This is a genomic window from Nitrobacter winogradskyi Nb-255 (genome assembly GCF_000012725.1).
GTDB classification, from domain to species: Bacteria; Pseudomonadota; Alphaproteobacteria; order Rhizobiales; family Xanthobacteraceae; genus Nitrobacter; species Nitrobacter winogradskyi.
In genome coordinates, this window is the sequence record NC_007406.1 from 1,593,564 (window position 1) to 1,609,726 (window position 16,163).

The 16,163-nt window shown below is 59.9% G+C and carries 21 protein-coding genes; 2 read left to right on the forward strand and 19 right to left on the reverse strand.

What is annotated here, in order from left to right:
* Positions 1 to 10: 10 nt before the first annotated feature.
* The gene (gene metG / locus NWI_RS07575) at positions 11 to 1,645 is read right to left on the reverse strand and encodes a methionine--tRNA ligase (RefSeq protein ID WP_011314730.1); all 1,635 of its coding nucleotides are present in this window, start codon (positions 1,643 to 1,645) and stop codon (positions 11 to 13) included.
* Between metG and NWI_RS18220 the strand changes: the two genes are divergently transcribed.
* Positions 1,614 to 2,102, forward strand: a complete 489-nt coding sequence (locus NWI_RS18220) for a hypothetical protein (RefSeq protein WP_244375003.1) — start codon at positions 1,614 to 1,616, stop codon at positions 2,100 to 2,102. The two genes, metG and NWI_RS18220, sit on opposite strands and share 32 nt — an antisense overlap.
* A 51-nt stretch (positions 2,103 to 2,153) precedes the next feature.
* On the opposite strand, the gene NWI_RS07585 is transcribed toward NWI_RS18220, so the two are convergent.
* The 7 genes from NWI_RS07585 to NWI_RS07615 form a co-directional block, all read right to left on the reverse strand.
* Positions 2,154 to 3,194: a DNA polymerase III subunit delta' gene (locus NWI_RS07585; RefSeq protein WP_011314731.1), complete on the reverse strand. Its 1,041-nt coding sequence runs from the start codon at positions 3,192 to 3,194 to the stop codon at positions 2,154 to 2,156.
* Positions 3,191 to 3,883 (reverse strand): dTMP kinase, encoded by a 693-nt coding sequence (gene tmk / locus NWI_RS07590; protein ID WP_011314732.1) that lies wholly within the window; start codon positions 3,881 to 3,883, stop codon positions 3,191 to 3,193. The genes NWI_RS07585 and tmk overlap by 4 nt, the downstream gene beginning before the upstream one ends.
* On the reverse strand, positions 3,883 to 5,124 hold the full coding sequence (locus tag NWI_RS07595) for a D-alanyl-D-alanine carboxypeptidase family protein (protein ID WP_011314733.1): 1,242 nt from the start codon (positions 5,122 to 5,124) through the stop codon (positions 3,883 to 3,885). The genes tmk and NWI_RS07595 overlap by 1 nt, the downstream gene beginning before the upstream one ends.
* 123 nt (positions 5,125 to 5,247) lie before the next feature.
* Positions 5,248 to 6,087: a septal ring lytic transglycosylase RlpA family protein gene (locus NWI_RS07600; protein ID WP_011314734.1), complete on the reverse strand. Its 840-nt coding sequence runs from the start codon at positions 6,085 to 6,087 to the stop codon at positions 5,248 to 5,250.
* 159 nt (positions 6,088 to 6,246) lie between these two features.
* Positions 6,247 to 6,543, reverse strand: coding sequence for a PilZ domain-containing protein (locus tag NWI_RS07605; protein WP_011314735.1), 297 nt, complete (start codon positions 6,541 to 6,543; stop codon positions 6,247 to 6,249).
* A gap of 638 nt (positions 6,544 to 7,181) precedes the next feature.
* Positions 7,182 to 7,409, reverse strand: coding sequence for a hypothetical protein (locus NWI_RS07610; protein WP_041344900.1), 228 nt, complete (start codon positions 7,407 to 7,409; stop codon positions 7,182 to 7,184).
* Positions 7,410 to 7,580: 171 nt separating this feature from the next.
* A complete protein-coding gene (locus NWI_RS07615) occupies positions 7,581 to 8,132 on the reverse strand; it encodes a hypothetical protein (RefSeq protein WP_041344901.1) in 552 nt (183 codons plus the stop codon).
* 65 nt (positions 8,133 to 8,197) lie between these two features.
* Between NWI_RS07615 and NWI_RS07620 the strand changes: the two genes are divergently transcribed.
* The gene (locus NWI_RS07620) at positions 8,198 to 8,611 is read left to right on the forward strand and encodes a hypothetical protein (protein WP_011314737.1); all 414 of its coding nucleotides are present in this window, start codon (positions 8,198 to 8,200) and stop codon (positions 8,609 to 8,611) included.
* Positions 8,612 to 8,824: 213 nt separating this feature from the next.
* Here NWI_RS07620 and NWI_RS07630 read toward each other — a convergent pair whose 3' ends face one another.
* The 11 genes from NWI_RS07630 to NWI_RS07675 are packed head-to-tail and all read right to left on the reverse strand — an operon-like array spanning position 8,825 to position 16,162.
* Positions 8,825 to 9,199 (reverse strand): phage tail assembly chaperone, encoded by a 375-nt coding sequence (locus tag NWI_RS07630; protein ID WP_011314738.1) that lies wholly within the window; start codon positions 9,197 to 9,199, stop codon positions 8,825 to 8,827.
* On the reverse strand, positions 9,196 to 11,202 hold the full coding sequence (locus NWI_RS07635; RefSeq protein WP_011314739.1) for a tape measure protein: 2,007 nt from the start codon (positions 11,200 to 11,202) through the stop codon (positions 9,196 to 9,198). Before NWI_RS07635 ends, NWI_RS07630 begins: the two co-directional genes overlap by 4 nt.
* A gap of 1 nt (position 11,203) precedes the next feature.
* A complete protein-coding gene (locus NWI_RS07640) occupies positions 11,204 to 12,817 on the reverse strand; it encodes a terminase large subunit (RefSeq protein ID WP_011314740.1) in 1,614 nt (537 codons plus the stop codon).
* Positions 12,817 to 13,212 carry a phage terminase small subunit P27 family gene (locus NWI_RS07645; protein ID WP_011314741.1) on the reverse strand — a complete coding sequence of 132 codons (396 nt, stop codon included), beginning with the start codon at positions 13,210 to 13,212 and terminating at the stop codon, positions 12,817 to 12,819. The genes NWI_RS07640 and NWI_RS07645 overlap by 1 nt, the downstream gene beginning before the upstream one ends.
* Positions 13,212 to 14,261: a hypothetical protein gene (locus tag NWI_RS16425; RefSeq protein WP_011314742.1), complete on the reverse strand. Its 1,050-nt coding sequence runs from the start codon at positions 14,259 to 14,261 to the stop codon at positions 13,212 to 13,214. Before NWI_RS16425 ends, NWI_RS07645 begins: the two co-directional genes overlap by 1 nt.
* Complete coding sequence (locus NWI_RS18465) at positions 14,261 to 14,386, reverse strand: hypothetical protein (RefSeq protein WP_283805213.1); 126 nt, start codon at positions 14,384 to 14,386, stop codon at positions 14,261 to 14,263. Before NWI_RS18465 ends, NWI_RS16425 begins: the two co-directional genes overlap by 1 nt.
* Positions 14,383 to 14,697 carry a phage head closure protein gene (locus NWI_RS07655; protein ID WP_011314743.1) on the reverse strand — a complete coding sequence of 105 codons (315 nt, stop codon included), beginning with the start codon at positions 14,695 to 14,697 and terminating at the stop codon, positions 14,383 to 14,385. The genes NWI_RS18465 and NWI_RS07655 overlap by 4 nt, the downstream gene beginning before the upstream one ends.
* Positions 14,694 to 15,128: a DUF3168 domain-containing protein gene (locus tag NWI_RS07660; RefSeq protein WP_011314744.1), complete on the reverse strand. Its 435-nt coding sequence runs from the start codon at positions 15,126 to 15,128 to the stop codon at positions 14,694 to 14,696. Before NWI_RS07660 ends, NWI_RS07655 begins: the two co-directional genes overlap by 4 nt.
* A complete protein-coding gene (locus NWI_RS07665; protein WP_011314745.1) occupies positions 15,125 to 15,550 on the reverse strand; it encodes an HK97-gp10 family putative phage morphogenesis protein in 426 nt (141 codons plus the stop codon). Before NWI_RS07665 ends, NWI_RS07660 begins: the two co-directional genes overlap by 4 nt.
* On the reverse strand, positions 15,540 to 15,860 hold the full coding sequence (locus NWI_RS07670) for a head-tail connector protein (protein ID WP_011314746.1): 321 nt from the start codon (positions 15,858 to 15,860) through the stop codon (positions 15,540 to 15,542). Before NWI_RS07670 ends, NWI_RS07665 begins: the two co-directional genes overlap by 11 nt.
* Complete coding sequence (locus tag NWI_RS07675) at positions 15,860 to 16,162, reverse strand: hypothetical protein (protein WP_011314747.1); 303 nt, start codon at positions 16,160 to 16,162, stop codon at positions 15,860 to 15,862. The genes NWI_RS07670 and NWI_RS07675 overlap by 1 nt, the downstream gene beginning before the upstream one ends.
* Position 16,163: the final 1 nt, after the last annotated feature.

Below are 16,163 nucleotides of genomic sequence, written 5' to 3' on the forward strand. Positions count from 1 at the left end.
GTTCAACGGTTCAGGCTGAAGGCGGTTCGACATAGCGCGGAAACACCGGGACCGGCGCCGGCAAAGCCGATCCCGGTCTGATGCGGATGTCGCCGCCGAGCATCGCAAAATTCCGCTCGTCCGCGGGAATGCCGAGAATGTCGAGAAGCTTCGCACAGGCGGCAGGCATCGCGGGCTGCGCCAGGATAGCGATCTGGCGCACTACCTCGGCGGTGACATATAGCACGGTCTTCTGCCGCGCCGGGTCGGTCTTGGCCAGGGCCCAGGGCGCTTCGCCTGCAAAATAGCGGTTGGCTTCGGCGACGACGGACCAGATGGCATTGAGGGCCTGATGAATCTGCTGCGTATTCATCGCCTCACGCGCGATCGCGATCATGCCGTCCGCCTGTGCAAGGATCGCCTTGTCGGCGTCGCTGAAATCGCCGGGCTCGGGCAGAACGCCGCCGTGCTGCTTGGCGATCATCGACAGCGAGCGTTGCGCGAGGTTGCCGAAGTCGTTGGCGAGGTCGGCATTGATGCGCGCCACGATCGCCTCGTGGTTGTAGCTGCCGTCCTGTCCGAAGGGCACCTCGCGCAGGAAGAAGTAGCGCATCTGATCGACGCCATACTGCGCGGCAAGGCTGAAGGGATCGACCACATTGCCGACCGACTTCGACATTTTCTCACCGCGATTGAACAAGAAGCCGTGCGCATACACCCGCTTCGGCAACGCGATTCCCGCCGACATCAGGAAGGCAGGCCAGTACACCGCATGAAAGCGGATGATGTCCTTGCCGATGATGTGGATATCGGCCGGCCAGAAGCGCCAGTTGCTCTCGTCCTCGTCCGGAAAGCCGACGCCGGTGATATAGTTGGTCAGCGCATCGACCCAGACGTACATGACGTGCTCGGGATCGCCGGGAACCTTGACGCCCCAGTCGAAAGTGGTGCGCGAGATCGACAGATCCTTCAGGCCGCCCTTCACGAAGCTGACGACTTCGTTGCGGCGGGAATCCGGACCTATGAAGTCCGGCTCGCTTTCGTACAATGCAAGAAGCCTGTCCTCATAGGCCGAGAGCTTGAAAAAATAGCTCTTCTCTTCCACCCATTCGACGGGCGTACCTTGCGGGCCGCGCCGCACGTTGTCCTCGCCGACGACCGTCTCGTCCTCCGCGTAATAGGCTTCGTCGCGCACCGAGTACCAGCCGGAGTAGTTCGACAGATAGATGTCGCCGTTCCCGGCCATGCGCTTCCAGATGTCCTGGACCGAGCGATGGTGTGCCGATTCCGATGTGCGAATGAACCGGTCGAACGAGATGTCCAGCGCCTCGTCGAGTTTCCGTAGCAACTCCGCGTTTCGCGTGGCGAGTTCAAGCGCTGATATGTTTTCCCGTTGCGCCGTCTGCACCATCTTCTGGCCGTGCTCGTCGGTGCCGGTCAGGAAGAACACATCCTTGCCGTCGAGCCTTTGGAAACGCGCGAGCGCGTCGGTGGCGATGGCCTCATATGCGTGGCCGATGTGCGGCGCGCCGTTCGGATAAACGATGGCTGTGGTGATATAGAACGTATCGGCTCGCGATGACGCCGGACTCGAGGGAAGCGATGCAGCGGCCGTATCGACCTTGGCGGCAACCTTGCGCGGTGCTCGCGGCTTTGTCTTTTTCACCGGAGGCGTTGTAACGGATCGCTTCCGCGCGGCCTTTTCTGGTGCCGCTTTCCTCGGCGCGGTTTTTCTCGGCGTCACTTTCTTCGCCGTGGGTTTCTTTGGCGCGACCTTCTTCGACGCTGTCTTCTTGGACGCGACCTTCTTCGGAGTTCTTGTCGCCGGCTGCTTTTTAGCCGGTTTCCTGGCCGCTTTTCTGACCGTCCTCTTGGTGGTTTTCCTGGCCGCTTTCTTGAGTGTCTTCTTCTTCGCCGCCTTTCTAGCCGGCTTCGGCCCGCGCGCTGTCGTCGTCCCCTTCGCGGGCGTCTTCTTGCGTTTGGTGGTCTTCTTAACCGCCGTCTTGCCGCGCGTTTTTGCTTTCGGGTTACGGCCGGTGGCGGCGGAGCGCGGCTTGCGGGATTTCACGCGAGGTTTCTTGGCCGTTTTCTTCTTAGCGGGAGCCACCACGAATTCCTTATGAAGCAGGCTGGAGGTCGAGAACAACGTCGAGAACAATCTTGGGCGGAATGTTTTACCGCGTTGCTTCCGCGAGAAGCCCGAACACCGAAAAAACCAAGGGTTTTCGTTCGAGATTATAGGTCTCTGTCTCGCGCGCGGTATTGTTGATCTTTTCCCATACCTCCGCGAGCCGTGCAAGACGAGGAAGATCGGCGTTCGCGTCGCTGATGCGAAGTCGCTCGCCCATCCAGCGGTCCACACTGTCGATAAACGCGCCAAGCGCGGCGCGATCGCTGCCGCTGATGGCGTCGCCGAGCGCGTGGAGTTCGCCGGGGTCGATGTGCGGAAGGTTGTTCAACAACGCCGTCGTGCGTTGATGGAGCTTCAGCGCGCCGCCTCCCAGGAGCGCCAGCGCCCGCGCGACGCTTCCCTCTGCCGCTCCGGCGACATTCCGCAAGGACGCATCGTCGGGCGCGATACCGGCCGCTGCCGCGGCCGCGCTGATCACATCGCTCGCCGCCAGCGGGCGCAGCATCAGCTTGCGGCATCGTGATTGCATCGTCGCCAATACCCGCGCCGGAGCATGGCTGATCAGGAAGAACAGCGACCGGTGCGGCGGCTCCTCAAGCACCTTGAGCAGCGCATTGGCGGCGTTGGGGTTGAGTTCGTCGACGGGATCGACGATGCACACCCTCCACCCGTTCCCGGTCGCGGTCGATCCGAAAAAGGCGATGGTCTCCCGCGTCTGCTCGACGCTGATGACCGTGCGCATCACCCCCTTTTCGTTGAGTGTCCGCTCCAGCGTCAGGAGCCCGCCATGCGTGTCGGCCGCGACGTGGCGTATAGCCGGATGCATCAGGTCCAACTCAAGCGTTTCGGCCGATTGCACCCGCGGTGTAGCGGGATCGGCATGAGCGAGCACAAATCGCGCCATCCGATAGGCCAGCGTCGCCTTGCCGATCCCCGGCGCGCCGCCGATCAGCCACGCGTGTGGAATGCGGCCGCTGCGATAAGCGTCGAGCAACGTTCGTTCCGCCTCGCCATGGCCGAAAAGCGCGGTGGTCTCGCGCGGATGTGGAAACGGCGTTTCCGTGGCGGCCGGGCGTGCGATCATGCGCGTGAGGCTTTCGTGGCGGCGTCAGCCGTCAGCGCGCGGTCGTGCAGGGCCGCCCATACTCTCGCGGCCACCGCGTCGAGGTCTGCGTCGGCATCGATCACCACGCAGCGTTGCGGATCGCTCGCGGCGATCGCGCGATAGGCGTCGCGGAGTTTGCGGTGAAAAGCAATATCCTCCGCCTCGAAGCGATCCGGCGCGCCGCTGCCACGGCGAGCGGCCGCGCGCTGCAAGCCGACCTCGACGGGGACATCGAGGATCACCGTCAGGTCAGGCTTGAGATCGCCGATCGTGACCCGCTCCATCGCGTTCAGCACGCCGGGCAGCACGTTCCCCAATTGACCCTGATAGACGCGGGTCGAATCGGCAAACCGGTCGCAGAGCACCCAGATGCCCTGCTCCAGAGCGGGCTTGATGACGGTGTGGACATGGTCATCGCGGGCCGCCGCGAACAGCAAAGTCTCGGCGTCGGCGCCGAGCAGCTTGCCCACGCCCGACAGGACGAGGTGTCGAATGATTTCGGCTCCCGGCGATCCTCCCGGCTCTCGCGTGACGATGGCGCGCAGCTTCGCCGCCTGAAGACGTTCGGCCAGAATCCTGATCTGCGTGGATTTACCGGACCCCTCCCCGCCCTCGAAAGTAATGAAACGTCCGCGCTGCGAGTCGGCTTTGGGCGTGGCCTGGGCCATCAGAGTTTCGCGGCGCCTGAGCGCACCGTCCCGACGACAAGCTCGATCACTCCATCGAACGCGCGGCGCATGGTCGAGCCGATGCCAACCGCTTTCGTGGCATGAACCGGCATCTCCACCGCTACTTCCCTGCCTCGCCACACCCTGACGACGCCGATCGGCTGCCCCGGCGCAATCGGCGCGCGGACCGGCCCGGAATAAACGATGCGCGCGATCAGCCTGTCGCCGCCGTTCTTCTGAACCATGACCTGGACCGGGTCTGACACGGCCACCTGAACGGAGCCGCTATCGCCGCCAAATACCTTGGCGTAGCCGATCGGCTGTTCCGCGGCGAACAGGGTCCGGACCTCGAAATTTCGAAACCCCCATTCCAGCAATTTCCTGGCTGCGGTCAGCCGGTAGTCGGCGCTTTCGAGACCGTTCACGACCACGATCAGCCGCGTGCCGTTCTGAACCACCGAGCCGACCAGGCCGTATCCCCCCTCCTTGGTATAGCCGGTCTTGAGCCCGTCGGCCCCATCCATCGCGGCGAGAAGCGCGTTGCGGTTTGACTGGCGGATCTTGTTCCAGGTGAATTCGCGCTCGCCGAACAGCTTGTAAAAATCCGGGTATGTCAGGATGATGTGGCGCGCCAGCGCCGCAAGCTCCCGAACGGTCATCTTGTTGTCGGGATGCGGCAGACCACTGGAATTGGCGAAGGTGGAACGGCTCATGCCCAATTCCCGCGCGCGCGCCGTCATCTTTTCCGCGAAGGCGCTTTCGTGGCCGGCGATGCCCTCCGCGAGCGCCATGCAGGAGTCGTTTCCGCTCTGGATGATCGCGCCGCGCAGGAGGTCCTGGACAGGGATGCGGCTGTTGATCGCCGCGAACATCGTTGATCCGCCGGAGGGCGCCCCGCCCTTTCGCCAGGTGTTTTCGCTGATGACGTATTCGTCCGTGAGCTTGATCTCGCCTTTTGTGACGGCGTTGAAAACGACTTCCGCCGTCATCAGCTTCATCATGCTGGACGGTGCACGCAGTTCATCTGCGTTCTTCTCGAAAAGCACGCTACCGCTTTTGGCTTCGAGCAGAATTGCGGTCGGGGCGCTGGTTTCGTAGATATCTTCTTTCTTCGCTCCCTGGACGCTGTTGTTCGCAGCCAGCACGACTCCGTCGAGGCTGATCGTGAGGATGGCGGCGGCTACCAGACCGCGCCAGGCGAGCCCCCCGCGTCTGTCGGGCGTGGAAGATCTGGTTGTCATGATACGGTCCCGAGCAGACCCTTTTATCAGTTGGGGTGATCGCGAACAACATGGGCCCGCGCGCGTGAAGGGCCGGATAAATCACAGCAGGCTTAGGGGGTTTCCCCAGGAGGTGAGCGGCGCTTAATAGAGCCCTCGGGCCGAGAATTCGCTCGGTCCGCTCTGGTCCGCCGGCGCATAAGCGGCGACCGGGTGGACACGGCCCGTAACATCGCCCTCACCGTATGAAACCTCTCGCCGACCATCAGATTCCTGTCGATGCGTCGAGACACGGCTGGACGCGGAGGTTTCGCCGATCGACGGCCGGAGTTCAGGAACAAACGGCCGCGCCGAGGCGACCCTGACGGTGGACGGCGACGGCGCGGGAACGCCCGTTCGCAAGGTCGCCATCAATTGCCGATCGTCAGAACCTTCAAGTGGCGCGCGTCCGACATATTCGACCCGCACCGGCGCGACGCCATTTCGCTTGAACTCCAGCAATTCGGCCGCCTTGTTCGAGACATCGATCAGCCGGTTACCGTGATACGGTCCGCGATCGTTGACGCGGACGACCAGGGATTTGCTGTTGCCGAGGTTTGTGACCCGGACATAGCACGGCAACGGAAGGGTCGGATGCGCGGCAGACAGCGAAGCCATGTCGAAAACCTCGCCGTTGGCTGTCAGGCGGCCATGGAAGGCGTCGCCATACCAGGACGCGAGCCCTTCGGCTTTGTATTTGGTGTTTTCCTGGGGAACGTAAACACGTCCGGCGACCGTATAGGGCTTGCCGATCCGGTAAGTCCCGCCGCCTTTTGGCACCGTGTCGCCCGAGGCAACCACCCGAGGACTGCTCGAAACGCCGTACTTCGGGTCAATCCGGCTGAGTTTGCTCGATGAGCCGCAATTGGCGAGCATCAGACATGCGCCTGCGGCGGCTAAGGCACGCGCAGCAAGCCGGATTCGATCTGAACCTGATTTCCCCATCCGTCCCCAAGTCCCGATCCCTGGCGGGACTGCCCCACTTCACAGCGCCAGTCAGCATGATCATGATACGGTCACGACCATACCAAGTCGTGAACATATCGCAGCGCAAAGACGGCGGAAATACGGTAACGAGCCGGGAGGGATAAAACGAGTGGTAAATCAGGAGTTGCGACTGGGAGCGTCGAAGCCCGCTTCGGCGGTGGGCTGATCGAATGCAACCCCGATCCGGTTCTGTTTGGTCCAGATGACCCGGCAGCCTCGAATGACCCGATCCTTTTCGGTCATGAGTTGGAAACTCAATGGGACAGAGGCGGGATTTGGGACTTCAAGGGCGGCTCCCTCTGGAGATACGTTCAACAGTCGGCACCGCATGCTGAATCCGCCCATCGAAATGTAGGCCGGTTCGTCGATTTCGACGCGCGGATGTTTACGGCGGTCTTCAGTTGGGGAGTTCATGGCCTGTCCGTCTGCTTCTGCGTCCGGTTTATAGCGTCATCATAGTCGTCATCCGAACGCTCCTTCGCATTCTGCGGTTGGAATGATTCTATCTCGGGCAGCCCTATAGCGTTTTCAGGCTAGGCGGAAAACGGGTCGCAAAGGAAGGCGCGTCAACTCAGGATCATCGAGCCCCGCTTCTGATTTCCTTACGAGAGAATAGGATTCTGCGAAGCGCGGCCACCCGTAGACGTTTCGACAGTACGTCCCTCACCTCGTACGGGTCGCGACAGGTTAGATGACGACTTAGGGGTACAGGAGGAATATGGGGAGCGGTTTAAGATCCAGATCTACAATTTAGTCTATTTCTGTAAGGGTCTTTCGTTTCGGAGTTGCCCTTTCGCTGAAGGAAGGATGGCCTCTTCACTGTTTTCATTTCGCTATCAGCTATGTTCGACGGTTTGAGCAACGGTTTCGAGCATTCACTCCGTCTGCAATTGCGCTCGAGCGGGGGGTGCGCTAATCGGTCGAAGTCTTGGATTCGGAAGGGTGGCCGAGTGGTTTAAGGCACCGATCTTGAAAAACTATTTTTGCCTTCCGTGTAGTCCACGCTTGTCTAAGAACGTCCCGTTTCGTTGACGTTTCCGGGACGAAACCCCCTACCCGGCCCGCTTTGTCCGGGTCCGTTTCGGGGAGTTGGGTGCCAATTGCGGTGCCATATCATCCTCATCATCAACAGGAATGTAGACTCCGTTCTCTTTCGCCGCCGCGAAAACTTGGGTCTTCACCCTTTCCGCATTTTCCGCCAAGTACGTCACGTCCACCACCAAGGACATAAGCAGGCGTTGCGTGAAATTGGCTTCTGCGTCTTCGGTTTCCTTGGGCATCGTCACAACTCCAATGGGCCACCATGGCCGCGATCGGAACGTAGCGGAATCACTTCAGAGGTCAATTCTTGATATTTCTCTAAGTATCTGTAATATAATGGTTATATGTTGACAAACTGCATTGATGTAGTAAGTTAGCGCATCACGTAGTTTGTCAACCAACGAAAAACATCAGAAACTGCTCGGATTCTTCAAGCATTCATCTGCCACTTCTAAGAATGTCTCGACTAGGTGCGGAGCTCTAGGACCAATTTCGCCCTCTGGAATGATATATTTCAACGCGAATTTCGTTTCCGGTGAGTGCAAGCGGGACAGGTCTCGCAATGAGCATTCGATTGCTTCGTCGGGCTTTTCGGCAAACGCGTCCCGGTATTTCCCCGACGCTCTAGCTTCCTCCCAAGTTAAGGACGCGATCCGAAAAACTTTGGCGCGGATCTCGGCATTGCAATCAGCCAACCACAGTTTTTGAATGTCGTGCCTAAACTCCTTTCTGACCTCCTCAACGTCACCACTGGCACGCACGAGAGGGGCTTTTAGTAACACCTCAATCCCATGCGCGATCAAATGAAGCGTCGGCACTTTGATAATGGTCCGCTCGCTTTGCACCAGTATGCTAGCTGCGTAGAGATACTGTTTCGCGCGAACGACAAACTGCATGTCAGGGCGGTTTAAGAAACGTCTCGTCTCTTCCTCTGCTTGCTCAAAATAATCCATATGGCGCATGCGGTACCCCCGCCTAAGCAATTTCCGACTCGACAATCGTTCTCTTTATGTTCTAATTTCCCGCCATGTGCAACTGGTCCGCTTATTGGCGAATGCCCTCCGCCAGGCAAATGGAAAAACTTGCGCGCGAGCAGCGCCAGGATGAACCAAATTCCGAGCCGGACGGCTGGTGGCACTCGGTTCTGAACGATCCGCGCGCGACCGGTGCCCCTCGCCTGCCGATCCACCAACTACGCCTGAACGAAATCCCGCGGGACGTCCTTCGCGTCGAGTGCTTACGCTGTACGCGCATTGTGGAAATCCAGAAGGCCGACGCGGTTCGGCTGTACGGTCCACATGCCATCTGGAAAGATGTCGGCCGAAAGCTACTCGACGATGGGTGCAAATATCGCACCGGGCGTCATGAGGAAGACGGCTGCTGGCCAGATTGGCGTCTTGAATCCGCCTCAATCGCGAGCGAACTACGTATATTGCTTTAAAAATGGACTTTTCAAAATGAATATTGGCGATATTTTTCAGTTCCCATACCAAGGATACTTCATACCTTTTAGGATTTTCGAGATCGACGCTGATCGAAATGATGTATTGCTGCAAAAAGTGTTTTCTAACGGTGCTGACACGCCGCCCAAGGCTTTCAAAGCATATGACATAGAGCCCTACTGGCAGACACGCTAACTCATCCCGCGCTTCCACTACCCAAACATCGCATCGAACAGCGCCGGGGTCACTTTGCGCGAACTGACTTTCGGCTTGTCCGGCTCCTTCGCTAGGGCAGCGGCGACTTCCAGCCATGTCGCGTCCAATGCGCGGATCATGTCCAGTTCGAAAGGTCGCACCGGCTCGCGCCGTAGCCGCGACCAGGATTCAATGTCCGCGTAAGCGATAGGATTGGCGCCGAACCCGTTGCTGCCGCGCGTCGCGTGCAGGTCGAGGAATATCCCCCATACGCGCAGGCCGGCTGCGGGAATTTCAGGCGCGTCCGGTTCGTTTTCAGCGCCGGGGTGGCGGTCCATCCGCCAGCGGAGGATGTAGACGAGCCGATCGGAAAGCCATTGCAGGTTGATCATAGCAACCTCCGATTCTTTGCGTTCCTGACAGCTTGGACCGTGAGCATGGGCAAGTTAGCCTTCAAATCGGCGACTTGCTGCTCAACCCGTTGAAGTCCCGCCGCATCAGCGCCCGTGGCGTCGATATTCACCATCACCGGTACATTTATATCCCCGCCCCCGCCCACCGAACCGATTTGATGGTTCGGGATGACCTGAGACCCGCGCGGCAGGTTGACCAGTTCCGGTCCTTTCTCGCCGACGATGGCGAGACCACCCGGTGCATTGTCCGTACCGTTCGCGAACTTCGGAATGAGCGCGGACAGAATGCCGCCCCCGCTCCCGCCGCCACCCATCAAGTTCGCCAGTGGTCCGAGCACGGCCTGCTTGACCGCGATCTTGGCAAGTTCCGCAAGAATGGACTGTGCCATGGACTTGAATGCTTCTTCGACCGTCTTGGTCCCGGTGACGATCTCGCCGAAGTCGTCGGCGATGCGATCGAGCGAACCGACGGAGAGGTATTCTAGCTGCCGACCCACGTCAGCAGATTCCCGCGCGAACGACGCCAATGGACTATTCAAGCGCTCCAATTCGCCGCGCGCCTTGGCATAGGCGTCCGCAAGAGCCTCGATCTTGGCGCGCTGCTCGGCTGTCACCTCGACGTTTTTCTTGCCGGCGCGCTCATTGGCCTGCTTGGCCGCGGTCTCCAACTCGACGACAACTCTCGCCCGGTCCTGCTCCGTCGCTGTCTGATCGATCGTCGCCGCTTCGACCTTTAGAAGCTCGATCCGCTTGGCGATCTGGTCGTTTGACCGTTCGAACGGGTCACGGGTTGCGGCCGCGCCGTCCTTTTTGCCGGGCACCTTGAAGTCCGCCAGCGAAACCGGATTGACCTTCGGTCCCTCTGTCGTCCCGCCGGTAACTAAGACTCGCGCCGGCGTGGCTGGCGTCGCACCGACCGGCGTCAGGCCATACTTCGCCATTTCCTCGGGCGAGAAGTCGGCGCCGAAGAACTTTGCAATCGTGGTCCATGCCGAATTGTTGCCGACGCTGGTCAACCACTTTTGCAGCGTTTCCAGCTTGCCGGACGCGGCGTCAAAATAATCACTGAGCTTTTCGACCACGCCGGCAACGGCGGTCAGCCCCTTGGCAGCGTTGCCGCTCGCGCCGGTCGTCTTGTCGAGGTGTCCGACCAGTGCGATGAATGCGTTACCGATGCGGGCAGACGCCTGCCCGATGGTGCCGTCAGCTTTCGCGGCCTGCGCTTCGATCTGCGGCATACCAGCCAGGAAGGCACGGAAGAACGCCTCCGACGAAACCTTGCCATCGTTGACCAGGTTTTTCAGCGTCGAAACCGAACCGCCCGCTTCTTTCAAACCCGCCGCAACTGCCTGCAGGATTGGCCGCGCGCCTTCGTTGACGCTGTTAAATTCCTCGGCTCGCACGACGCCAGATCCGATCGCCTGCGAGAGTTGCAGCAACGCACCGGCCGCTTCTGTCGAATTTGTGCCGGCAACCCGCAGCGCAATCGAAACGCCGTCGGTGAATTTCATCAGGTCGGCGCTGTTAGCTTTCAGTTCCTTCTGCGCCTGCGAAGCCCGACTATAGAGCGTCACCAATGGCTCGATAGCGGTGCCGTTCTTCTGAGCGATCTGGAAGAGTGACGAAAACACCTTGTCCAACGCCGCATCTTCAAGGCCGGTCACCTTCAGCGCGTTCTGCAGTGACGTGAATTCCTGCGCCGCCTTGGATACCGTGCGGAACGCGGCGCTTCCGGCGATACCAACTGCGAAGGCCTTGGCGAACGAACCAATCTGGACGCTCGTCTGCGCCAGTGAGCGATTGATTGCCGTCGTCGAGCGGAGCATATCCTGCTCCATATTCTTCGTGGCGCGGCTGGATCCGGCTGTGAGTTGCCGATAAGTCCGCGTGCCGGTCTGCTCGGCTTTCACCATGCGCTTCTCGAACTCCGAGATCCGAGCCTCAAGCATCACGACTAGGCGTTCGCCAGTATCTTCAGCCATGTTATCCTGCCTTCACAAACGCCCAATCGGGCGACCAGTTCGGTGAATCGTAGATAGATCGCGCGTTGTCGCCAGCCGCGCACCGTGCAACAGCCATGGCAGTCGCAACCGCGCCGTCGATGCGGTCGCGAGACTTGCCCTTGTGAAAAGACTTGTTGCCGGCTTTGTCGGTTTCGGTGGCGATGTTGTCGAAGTTCCAGCGCAGCACGGGGTGTCCGCCGTGACGAAAGCGACGACCGACGATCGCCCGTTCCAATTCCTTGATGGCGGGCGCCATTGTCACCCAGCCCTGACGCATCTCCACGGCTGGAAGGCCGTCTGCCAGGAGATTACTGAGCATGTTGCGCGCCAGATGCGGATCGAACGCGATTTCGCGGACGTTGAACCGGTCGCATAGATCGCGAATATGATTTTCAACGACATGGAAGTCGACGACGTTGCCGGGTGTCGGGATAATGAATCCATCGGCGGCCCAAGCGGGATAGGCCACGCCATCCTTGTCCGCACGGCGCCGCAGATTGTCTTCCGGGCAGAAGAACCACGGCTGAACCTGATATCCATCATCGCCATCTCGCCAACAGGCGACGACGGCCGTGAGATCCGAATTACTGGAAAGGTCGACGCCTATCCAGCATGACTCGCCTTTGAGTTCGTCCAGATTAACAGCCCTGGCGCCTTGATCGTAAACAAGCATTTCCACGAATGGCGATGTCGAGTGGTCAAGCCAGCGGTTCAAATTGAATTGGAGAAAGCTGTCGCGATCTGAAGGCGAGTTGATCGCCTTCTGCGCCTTGTCGCGATAGCTGGTCAGGTCCGGATATCCGTGGCGCATACCGGGATTTAGCGCGTGCCACACCGCTTCATCGCGCCAGTCGTCGCCTTCCTCAGCCATAAAGACAACAGGCAACGTGGCCGGGTCGTCAATCTCGCCCTTCTGAACCTTGATTGCGTAATCAATCGTTTTCCATGCAAGGTTTTCCTGTCCGCGACCCGACGTGGTGGCAACGATCATGAGCGTGTCGGGTACTTTTACGAGGGCAGAATCGAGCGCCTCCCATTGCACCCGGCCTGCCCTGCCCTCCCAAGCGTGAAGCTCGTCAGCGATGACGACGTTCGGCGTCTTGCCGTGTTGCACCTTTCCATCGCTGGCGACAGCGATATAGCGGGATCGTTGCGCCTTGAACGTGATTGATGACGTGTATTCGCGAACAGCCAAGTGCTTCTCAAGGCGTCGATCGTGCTGAACAATCATCGCGACTTCGTTGAATAGCTCCATGGCCTGTTCGTGAGCCGATGCCGCCGACACGACCAAGTTACCGGGTTGCCTTTCGGGGCCAATCAGGTGCAAAAGCGTGATCGCGCCGCATAGGGACGTTTTCCGGTTGCCGCGCGGAAGTAGCAAAACGAGCCGCCGCACCACGCGCCGTCCATCTTCATGACGCGGGCCATAGAGCTTTCGAATGATACGCTCTTGCCACGGATCAAGCTGGAACGGGTGACCGCGCGCCGGATTCTTCGGATGCTTCAGCCTGCGAAGCCATTGCACCGCGCGCTCGCCGTAACCAAAAGGATCGGGAATCTCACTGCCGTCATTGATCCATGCAGGAACGAGCATCAGTCTAACAGCGAGTCCTCTTCGTCATCATCCCGGATCGCCGGCCGACTACGCGAAACCGGCGTCAGCCCCATTTCCACGGCGAGCAAGCGCGCGCGCGTCATGGCATCCGAGAGGATCACGCCGGCGGGATGGCGTTTAAGCAGCCCGCTTTCGGCGCCATAGACGTGGCCTTCGGTTTGCAGGATCCGTTCCATCTCCCTCACCTGCCCGATCGCGATGCAGTAGTTTTCGAGCGATCCGAGGTCCGCGTCCGTAAGAATGCGCCGCTCTATAAGATCAGGCAGAATACGCTTCCATTCGCGCTTGGCGTCCGCCGAAAGCCATTTCGGGACAGCCGGCGCCCGCTTCATCGCTGCGGAGTCGGTGCGCAGATGGGGCTTGGTGCCTTTCATCACGACCCGTAATGCTCGGTAACGATGATTATGCCAGAACCGCCCGCACCGCCTGCCGCACCGCCGGTTCCGGCCGAACCACCGTTGCCTCCCGCGGCGACCGAATAGGAGTAGGTTGACGTCGGCGAATTTATAATCGCCTTGACGTAACCTCCCGAACCGCCGCCTCCGCCGCCGTTTGGCGTCGTATTGACGCCACCGCCACCGCCGCCAGAACCGGTGTTAGCAGCGGCCGCAGTACCCGCACCTGCACCCGCCGCGCCGCCAGCGCCAGCACCGCCGAAGGGGCTAGCACCGCCGGAGCCACCCTGTGTGCTGTTGACACCAGAACCATTACCGCCGCCTGCGCCGGTTAAATTGACATATCCCCCTGATGCAGAACCTCCGGTGCCGCGGCCCGCATTCGCCCCGCCGTTCGCTCCCCCACCAGTGAGGTCTCCAAACGTGGTATTCCCGGCCGCGAAGCCGTTGCCATAACTTGTGCCGGAGCCAGACCCGCCACCCCCACCGCCGATAAGTTCGACTTCGATCCATTTGCAGCCGGCTGGCGTCGTGTAGGTACCCGAACCGGTCGTGAATACTTGGGTGGTCGGGAGTGTGTCAGATATTTCGAGGGTACCGCGAGCCTCCGCAGCATCCGCAGCCGTAAACAGTGCCTTGCCGACCGTGGTGCCGCCTAGATTGTCCAAAGCGGTGTCAGCGTCGTCCAAGTCGCTGAGGTTATTAGCAGGTATGAGGATATCCGCGGCTGATGCGGTGAGGGACAGAACCGCCGTTCCACTCAGATTGATTTTTGACGTTCCCGCAGTCCCGCCAATCTTGGACTTAGCAACAGTTGTGCGAGCCATCGTAGTGACACCGCCACCGATCGTCCCGATGCCTTCTTCGAAGTCCAAGCCATCCACGATCATGTATCGAACCGTGTCGCCGTCGCCTGCACCAGCTTCAGTCGGCGTGAGGAACGCATTTGATGACGCCGATCCGAACGTTACGTCCCCGGTCCCGGTCGTCGCGATATTGACCTTCACGCGGTCGAATAGTTTGAACATTAGATTCCCTCACCCGGCATGAATCCGCAGCCAGAGCCGAGCGGATCATCCGGTTCGGGCTGCTGTGCGGGCTTTGGCTTCTGGTCTTCGGCAGCCTTGGACTGTTCGTTCTGATTTTCGGTCATGCTATTTTCTGACATCTCAACTCCAATCCGGCTCGGCGGCCGATCTGCTTGGTTTCTTTGATATTGTGGTTATCCCCATCGAACAGCACACGATCTGCGGTGGTGATTTCGTCTATCCAGCGAACGCGAAAGACGGTGACGGTCTCGTCTGATGCACCGAAATTCCGGATGAACTCCTCGGTCGATTGCTGGATAATCTGCGCGCGAACCGTCGCGAGCGTGGTCCACGTCTCCGCCGGCGTGCCGTAATCGTCGACGGTGTTGGTGAAACGCTGAATGGCGATTTGCTGATCCAGCTTACCGGCCCTCATATGACGACGCTCCATCGCGCCTGGACCAGTGAGTTGATGGTCAGTACCGCGTGCGACATCTCTCCGCCGGGATCGCGCAAGTAGCGCACGCCATCGACGCGGCAATCGGCGCAAACGAAATCCGGATCACCTATATCGAGCCGCCGCACCCGGCCAATCGCCTTTCGGACAGCGCCAGCGATCGCCTTGACGCCTGCTGTGCTTGGCTCCGTCTTCCAAATGTGCAGCATCGAATAGACGCGGATGTAATCCCGCTTCAGCGTAAAGTCCTCGTCCACTTCCTGATCTTCGCCAAGAATGATGGATGGACTCGGCGCCGGTCGTTCGTTGCGATCCAAAATGTTCGCAGGCGGCACAAGCGCAGTGACCGCCGCGGTGTTGATCAACCGCAACCGGATTGCCTTTTGGAGTGCCAGTGCGGGGCTACTCATTTCCCCTTGGACTCCTTTACGGCTTTGTTGATTGCTCGCTTAATCCGCGACGTGATGCGCTTGCGGTACAGGCGGAACGCGGGCCAAAAGAACGGCTGCGCTGGCGCTTTCGCGGTTCCGTACTCGACCAAATGCGCGTAGCGGACCTTGGTATTACCTACCGTGACTGCAACGCTAGTTTCGCCCACCACCTTCGAACCGCCCGGCTGAGAGTACGCCGGCGTGGTTTCGCCTGGTCCCGTGACGGCGATAGAATCGATCAGGTCGCCTGTGTCGCGGCTGGCCTCGGCCAATTGACGCATAGCCGACTTCAATTCTTCACCCGATTTTAGCAGCGCAGGCTTGACCGCGGCGCGGACTTCCTTCGGGATCGCAGCCATGCGGCGCTGAAAGCTGGAAAGCCCGCCATCATCATTCGTCATCGGGCGTGCTCCACCAGCGTCGATATTCGCGGATGATGTCTGAAACGCCGTGCGGCAGTTGCTGTGCGGAGACGCCAACCAGTGTCGCCTCACGATTTTCGTACCAATGTCCGACAAGCTGCAGAACGGCTTCGACCAAGGCGGGCGGCACCGGCTCTTGATCCACGCCGCCATAGATGGACTCGATTTTGTAGCCGAGCCACGACTCCAGATAGTCTTGTGCCGCGGAAACCTTGCGGGTCAGCAGTGTATCATCGATGTCCGACGTGACATTGAGTTGCGCCTTGGCGTCGGCAAGCGTTGCGATCATTAGGAAAAAACTCCCAATTCGGTCAAATCTTGCGTTGTGGACCCCCGCCGGTCCCGCTGCGTTCCCTGAAACTTTTCGACCACCCCCGGTATCCGCATGAACCGCTCACGAACCGCTTCAGGATCGACGCCGGCGAGCGTGCAGACGATGGGAAAGTCGATGGTGTCGGTCAGCAGCCATTGAATGGCCGCGTGCTGGTCACGCTGTGCGTCCTTGCCAGTGCGTGTCGTTGTTGCATCCGTGATGGCTTGGCCGAGCACGGCACACCACAATTGTCGGTCGTGTTTCTCATCGTTTTGCATG